At 52.5% G+C, this 6,909-nt stretch carries 5 protein-coding genes; 4 read left to right on the top strand and 1 reads right to left on the bottom strand.

Annotation, left to right across the window (positions count from 1 at the left end):
- Positions 1-119: 119 nt before the first annotated feature.
- The gene (locus tag ACFFJP_RS15295; protein ID WP_377245937.1) at positions 120-1,073 is read right to left on the bottom strand and encodes a LysR family transcriptional regulator; all 954 of its coding nucleotides are present in this window, start codon (positions 1,071-1,073) and stop codon (positions 120-122) included.
- Positions 1,074-1,186: 113 nt separating this feature from the next.
- Between ACFFJP_RS15295 and ACFFJP_RS15290 the strand changes: the two genes are divergently transcribed.
- The 4 genes from ACFFJP_RS15290 to ACFFJP_RS15275 all read left to right on the top strand — a co-directional run.
- The gene (locus tag ACFFJP_RS15290; RefSeq protein WP_377245934.1) at positions 1,187-1,375 is read left to right on the top strand and encodes a hypothetical protein; all 189 of its coding nucleotides are present in this window, start codon (positions 1,187-1,189) and stop codon (positions 1,373-1,375) included.
- A gap of 238 nt (positions 1,376-1,613) precedes the next feature.
- On the top strand, positions 1,614-4,493 hold the full coding sequence (locus ACFFJP_RS15285) for a TonB-dependent receptor (protein WP_377245931.1): 2,880 nt from the start codon (positions 1,614-1,616) through the stop codon (positions 4,491-4,493).
- A gap of 470 nt (positions 4,494-4,963) precedes the next feature.
- Positions 4,964-5,980: an isopenicillin N synthase family dioxygenase gene (locus ACFFJP_RS15280; protein ID WP_377245928.1), complete on the top strand. Its 1,017-nt coding sequence runs from the start codon at positions 4,964-4,966 to the stop codon at positions 5,978-5,980.
- 142 nt (positions 5,981-6,122) lie between these two features.
- On the top strand, positions 6,123-6,909 hold a 787-nt coding region (locus ACFFJP_RS15275; protein ID WP_377245925.1), incomplete at its 3' end, for a trans-sulfuration enzyme family protein.

Raw genomic sequence — 6,909 nt, 5'->3', positions numbered from 1 at the left:
CTTATGCCTGTCGAACTGCCGGTACCGAGACGCAACACAGCAAATGTAAGCGGTTACATGAGGTTTAAATATGACAGAGCGCCCGCATCTATGCAAGCGCTTACAAAGGGTTTTTCAGCTTAACTGGCAAGGTCGACTACTCGTTCCGCCACTGCTTGAGACGTAGTCTGGCAGTGGGTTTGCGGGCTGAGCCGGCATTGCAAATACTGCAGCACGACTTTCACGCCGGCTTTCATATGCACGCGGTGCGGATAGACCAAATGCACAGGGAGCGGTTCTGGCATGTATTCGGTCAGAATTGGCACCAACCGGCCAGCGTCAATTTCATTCGCCACCTGATACCGCGTGACGTACATCAGCCCCACGCCGGCCAGCACTGCAGGTTTCAGTGCCCGATTGCTGTTGGCGTGCAGTGGGCCTTGCGTCAACACTTCCAGTGGCTGACCTTGGTCGGTAAAACGCCAGTAACGCTCTTGCGGACTATTGTCAGTACTGAGGCAACTATGTTGGACTAAGTCGCGCGGATGCTGCGGAATACCGGCTTGCGCCAGATAAGCCGGCGCACCAACCAACACGATCGGCAGTTTAGTCAGCGGTCTTGCGATCAGACTAGAACTGACCAACCGGCCAAAGCGGATCGCGACATCAACTTCTTCGCCGACCAAATCAACCAGCCGGTCGGTTAAATCCAGTTCCACTCTTAATTTCGGATAACGCTGCAGCAACTCTGGCAGCAAAGGCGCGATGATTTTGCTGCCATAAGTCACTGCCACACTGATGCGGATGGTGCCGGCCGGTTCGTCACGCATTTCATCCAGATGATGCTCGGCCTGATCGGCCTGCCGCACCACTTGCTGGCAATAGGCAAAAAACGCCTGGCCTTCAGCGGTTAAGCGGATCTGCCGGGTGGTGCGCTGCAGCAGTCGCACCGATAAATGCTGCTCCAGCCGGCTAATGGCTTTACTGACCGCGCCTTTAGACATTTGCAGCGCTACGGCCGCTTGGGTAAAACTGCCGGTTTCGGCAACCCGGGCGAAAATCGCCATATCACTTAAGCGTTGCAGTAATGACATCAGAACCTCCGAAACAGATCATTTCGGCTAGTGTATCAAAAGAAAAATAGCCTGATTGTTTCTTGTTGGAAACAATCTGTCCTGAAATGACCCGCTAATCAGCGCCACCTGCGATGCGTATCATTGTGCAGAATTTGTTCAATGGAGGAAAAGTGATGTTTCTGCAGATTTTATATGCAATCGCCAAAGGATTACTGGAAATGGACGGCTATCAGCTCACCAGCAGCAAGCAGGCGCCAGCAGAGGTAACGCAACCAGACGAACACACCGCGCCCTGCGATGAGACAAAATGTTACAAATGAAGTGTTTGATAAATCATTTGTTAAAACAATAATTACTTAATTGCCAAAAAACACACCGCGCGTGTGTTTTTTGTGCAATTGACGCGTAAATAAATGGCATTGACCGCATTCGGTCTGGTCTTTAACCATTTTTTATATAGAATCCGCCGCCCCAGGTTTGGGCAATTTTGTCAAAACAGAACTCGCCGGCAACTGATCCTGCAAAAGGATCGGGCACGGCAGGCATTCAGAGGTACACATGTTCCGTCATCCATTATTAACTCAGGCGATCAGACTGAGTCTGACAGCCGCAGCCACTTCTGCTGCTTTATTAAGCACCGCAGCTATCGCACAGCAAACCACCGCAGCTGAACCGGTTGAACGCGTTCAGGTCACCGGCTCACGCATCATGCGCGAAGGCGCCATTGCTCCATCTCCGGTGACATCTATTTCCGGTACTGAACTGATGGAAACCGGTGCGATGAACATCGGTGAAGTGCTGAACGAATTACCAGCACTGGCTTCAACCTATTCAATGGCCAACTCAGGTAACAATATCGGTACTGCTGGTTTAAACCTGCTGGATTTACGTGGCATGGGCGCAGCGCGCACCCTGGTATTAGTTGACGGTAAACGCCACGTTTCTTCCAGCTCCGGCGAGGCATCTGTTGACACCAATACGATCCCGACCTCATGGGTTGAATCGGTAGAGATCATCACCGGCGGCGCTTCTGCCGTATACGGTGCCGATGCGGTCACCGGTGTGGTTAACTTCAAGCTGAAGAAAAACATCGAAGGCCTGGAAGTCAGCGCGACGGCCGGCAAAGCCAATGACAATCCATACAACAACCACAAATTTAACTTCTCTTACGGCAGCGATTATGCCGGTGGCCGTGGTAATGCTGCATTTGCCGCAGAAGTGTCAGGTCAGCGTGCTATCAATGCAACTGAGCGCTCATTAACCCGCACGCCATATATGGATGTGCGCAATCCTGCCAACAAAGACAAAAAAGATCCGGTAACAGGTGCGACTATTCATGACGGTATTCCTGATCGGATCACTTTGCCAAATACCGGCTGGTATGACTCTTCAATCAAAGGCAACTTCTACCTGGACGAAGCCAATGGCACCAACTGGTACACCTTTAACAAAGATGGCTCAGTGCAACTGCAAAACGTCGGTACCACTTATGGTGAATGGGGCCGCTGCAGTAATTGTGACCTGTTAAATCTGAAAGAATACGCAGACTTACAACCAGACTTCAGCCGTTATAACCTGAATGCAAAAACCAATTTCGAGCTGAACGATAACCACACCTTAAGTGCTGAAGCCAAACATGTGGTCAGTGGTGGTGATACTGCCGGTCAGCCGTCGTTTTTTGAATATGACACTGCACTGGAAATTAAAGCCGACAACGCTTATATCCACCCATCGCTGGCTGCACTGATGGCGAAAAACGGTCTGGATGCTGTGTATGTGCACCGTTTTAACAAAGACGCCGGCCGCCGCATCGAAGAAAACACCCGCACCACGAACCGTGCTGTGGTTGCTTTAGATGGCAACCTGAACGACGACTGGAGCTATGAAACCTATGCAGTCTATGGCCAGACCAAACTGGAACAGGAAAACTTCAACAACCTGATCCGGAAAAACTTCGCCCAGTCATTTGATGCGGTGAAAGACGGCAACGGCAAAATCGTCTGCCGTGATGCCGCAGCTCAGGCAGCCGGTTGTGTACCAACCAGCGTGTTTGGTTATGGCGCAGTAAACCCAGCCGCCAGCGCCTGGTTTAATACCAATTCGCTGTCTACCAGCACCATCAAACAACATGTTGTCAACGCCAGTGTCGCCAACAGTGCATTGTTCGAATTACCAGCCGGTATGGTGGGTTTTGCTGCCGGTACTGAATACCGCCGTGAACAAAGTGACTCTACGCCAGACGCTTTTGCAGCCACAGGTGCAACATTCTTAAACGCGCTGCAGGAAGAACACGGTAAATTTAACGTCAAAGAAGCCTTTGCTGAAATCACAGCGCCTATCGTGTCGGATCTGTTCTTAGTACAGGACCTGACCATGGATGCAGCAATCCGTGTGGCAGACTACAGTTCGACTGGCAATGCAACCAGCTGGAAAACCGGTTTGGACTGGACCCTGAACGACGAAATCCGCGTTCGTTCGACCTATTCAGTTGCGCTGCGTGCACCGAACATCAGTGAACTTTATGGCCCACAAAATCAGACTTATTTCAGCGTCTACGACCCATGTGGCAAAGAGTACAACCAAAGCGCGCTACGGGTGAAAAACTGTCAGCTGCTGGGTATTCCTGCAACATTTGACCCAACTGCAACAGCTTCAACCATTGAAGGTTTGGCAGGCGGCAACCCGGCCCTGAAGCCGGAAGAGTCTAAATCTTACACCGTCGGCGCTGTGTACCAGCCTGAACTGATTGAAAACCTGACATTCACTGTCGACTACTGGTCTATTGATATCGATGATGCGATTTCATCTGTATCAGCCCAGAATATTCTGGATAAATGTGTTGATAACCCGAATGGTATCAACAACCAGTTCTGTGCCCTGATCAAACGGGATCCAACCAGCAAAGAGCTGAAACTGATCACGTCTATCACGCAAAACGTGGCGGCGCAAACCGCTGAAGGTGTGGACTTTGAGATTGGTTATGATTTTGACGCTGTTGGTGGTCGCATCAAAACCAAACTGTTAGGTACTTACCTGGACTCGCGCAAAACTTTCTCATTCCAGGACAATCCTTCAGTCTATGAAGAGAATGCCGGTACAGAAGGTGAAGCAGTATGGCAGGAGAACTTCTCTGTTGCTTACACCCGTGATGCATGGACGGCTTCATGGAAGACCCGCCACTTAAGCGCTGTCAGCCGTTACACCGATCAGGAACTGGAAATTAACCCGGATCGCGTTGACATCATGGGCTACGGCAGCTATTTCATCACCGATATCAGCCTGGGTTACCAGTTTGAAAACGGTCTGACTTGGTCTGTTGGTATCGACAACCTGTTTGATCGCAACCTGCCTGGCGTGTTAACTGGCACTACGACTGAAGGCGCCAGCTACGACAATATCGGCCAGTTCTTCTACACCACAGTGTCTTACAAAATGTAAGTCCGGTTAAAAGAACCAACAAGGCGGGGATCTCCCCGCCTTTTTTATCAGCTGAAATTGCTGCACACCAGCCGAACGGATTGGGCGAGCTCCTGTTATGGGCCGACACGCAGCTAGCACTCCACGACAAGACGTCAGAGTGGCTTATGCTACTTTGTTCTGAATAAGTCGGCATGGTTGTATAGAGAAGTCTGAAAGTCCGGCCGCCGAGCATGCCAAACAAACCTACGAATATCATTTAATTTCAATAGCTTACATTACAAAACCCGACTACTTAGCGCTGTATTGCCCCTCTTTGCCACTTATAACCAAAATTTTAATTAAACCGCTAAACACCCAGACATCCGGTTATAACGAAAACGTCTGAGTAAGCAGTAATTGCTGCTTTTTCAACACTTCATCTGCTGATTAAATGCGCCGCAATTACCGCCGTACTGAGACTGCGGCAGACCGAAGATGCGGAGTTGATCATGGCCACAGCCACTTTACCTATGCTGGATTTAGCACAATACCACGGTGAAAACCGGGCTGAGTTTTTACGCCAACTGCGTGTGGCGTCGCGCGACGTCGGCTTTTTTTACCTGACCGGTCACGGCATCAGCCCACAGACTCAGCAGCAGGTGCTGGCGCTTGGCCGTGAGTTTTTTGCTTTGCCACTGGCGGAAAAAACCCAGGTGCAGATGCTCAACTCGCCGCACTTTCGTGGTTACACTCGCTTAAACGGCGAGCTGACCCGCGGCCAGCCGGACCAGCGTGAGCAGTTTGACATCATGCGTGAAGATGCTGTCGTAGGCCTCCCCACCAGCAATGCGCTGTGGCGCCGTTTAGTCGGGCCGAATCAATGGCCGACGGCCTTACCGGCGCTCAAACCGACCTTATTAGCCTTTCAGCAGCAGCTGACCGATGTCACTGTCACCTTGTTGCGCGCCATGTTAGAAGCGCTGGCGTTACCGGCCGACGCGCTCGACCACACCATTGCCGGCCTGAATGGCACGGAAGGCCCCTATCAGCATATGAAAATCGTCCGTTATCCTGTGGCTGCTGCGAATGCCAGCAAACAAGGCGTTGGCGCCCATAAAGACCCGGGTTATCTGACGCTGGTGATGCAGGACCAACAGGCAGGCCTCGAGGTTGAAACCGCTGACGGCTGGGTACTGGCCGAACCGATTGCCGGTGCTTTTGTCGTCAATATCGGCGAGTTGCTGGAGATGGCGTCCAATGGCTATCTGAAAGCCACCACGCACCGCGTCACCAGCCCGCAGCAACAAGACCGCTACTCTGTGGCGTTTTTTATGGCAGCACAGCTGGATGCCACAGTGCCGCTTTTGCCACTGAGTGCCGAACTCGCCGCAGAAGCGCAAGGGCCGGCGACGGATCCCGCCAATCCGTTGCTGCGGCAGGTTGGTGATAACACGCTCAAAGGCCGCTTACGCTCGCATCGCGATGTCGCAGACCGGCATTATCCGGAGCTGGCACAAGCCAGCTAACAGTCAGTCCCGCCGGACGCAGCCGCCAAGCAAGCTGCGCGTCCGGATGGCTCGGTTTTTACCTGCAGATTAGTTAGGCTGGCCGGCACGGATCCCGGCTGGCCTATTCCCGAACCATGCCTCTGAATACAAGGTACTCCCAATGAAAATGCAAACGCTGGCCGTCCATGCCGGCCAACAACCTGACCCTTCTACCGGCGCGTTAAATACCCCGGTGTATCTGACCAGTACATACAGCTACGGCACCGCACAGGAAGGCAAAGACCGCTTTGCCGGCAAAAATCCGGGTTATATCTACAGCCGGTTTGCCAACCCGACCTCAAGCGCGCTGGAACAAAAACTGGCAGCACTGGAAGGCGCCGACGAAGCCGTGGTGGTCGCGAGCGGCATGGCAGCGATCAGTTCTATTGTCTACGCCCTGACGCAACAAGGCGATGAAGTCGCTTTTATCGACCCGGTTTACGGCGGTACCGATGCGTTTTTACGTAACACTCTGGTGCGCGCCGGCGTCAAAGTGGTCAGCTACAGCTCGGACGATGATTTTGTCAGCCGTCACAATCCCAATACCCGCCTGGTGTTGTGGGAGCCGGTCACCAATCCAACCCTCAAGGTCGTCGACAGCCGCAAGATCATCGCTGTGGCGAAACAAATCGGTGCTATTACCGTCTGTGACAACACCTTCCTGACGCCGGCATTGTTTCAACCGCTGAGCATTGGCGCCGATTTAGTCATGCACAGCGGGACTAAATACCTTTGTGGCCACGGCGACATTATCGCTGGTGTCATTGCCGGTAACGGCCCACTGATCCAGCGCGTGCGCACCGTGGCGCTGAAACATATCGGCGTGCCGATGGGGCCACAAGAAGCGTATTTACTGCAACGCGGTGTGAAAACGCTGCCACTGCGGATGCGGGCACATTGTGACAACG

It is taken from the genome of Rheinheimera tilapiae (genome assembly GCF_042432165.1).
In the GTDB taxonomy this organism is placed as follows: Bacteria; Pseudomonadota; Gammaproteobacteria; order Enterobacterales; family Alteromonadaceae; genus Pararheinheimera; species Pararheinheimera tilapiae.
The sequence above is the reverse complement of the archived record's forward strand: the minus strand, read 5'-3'. Positions and strand labels throughout refer to the sequence as shown.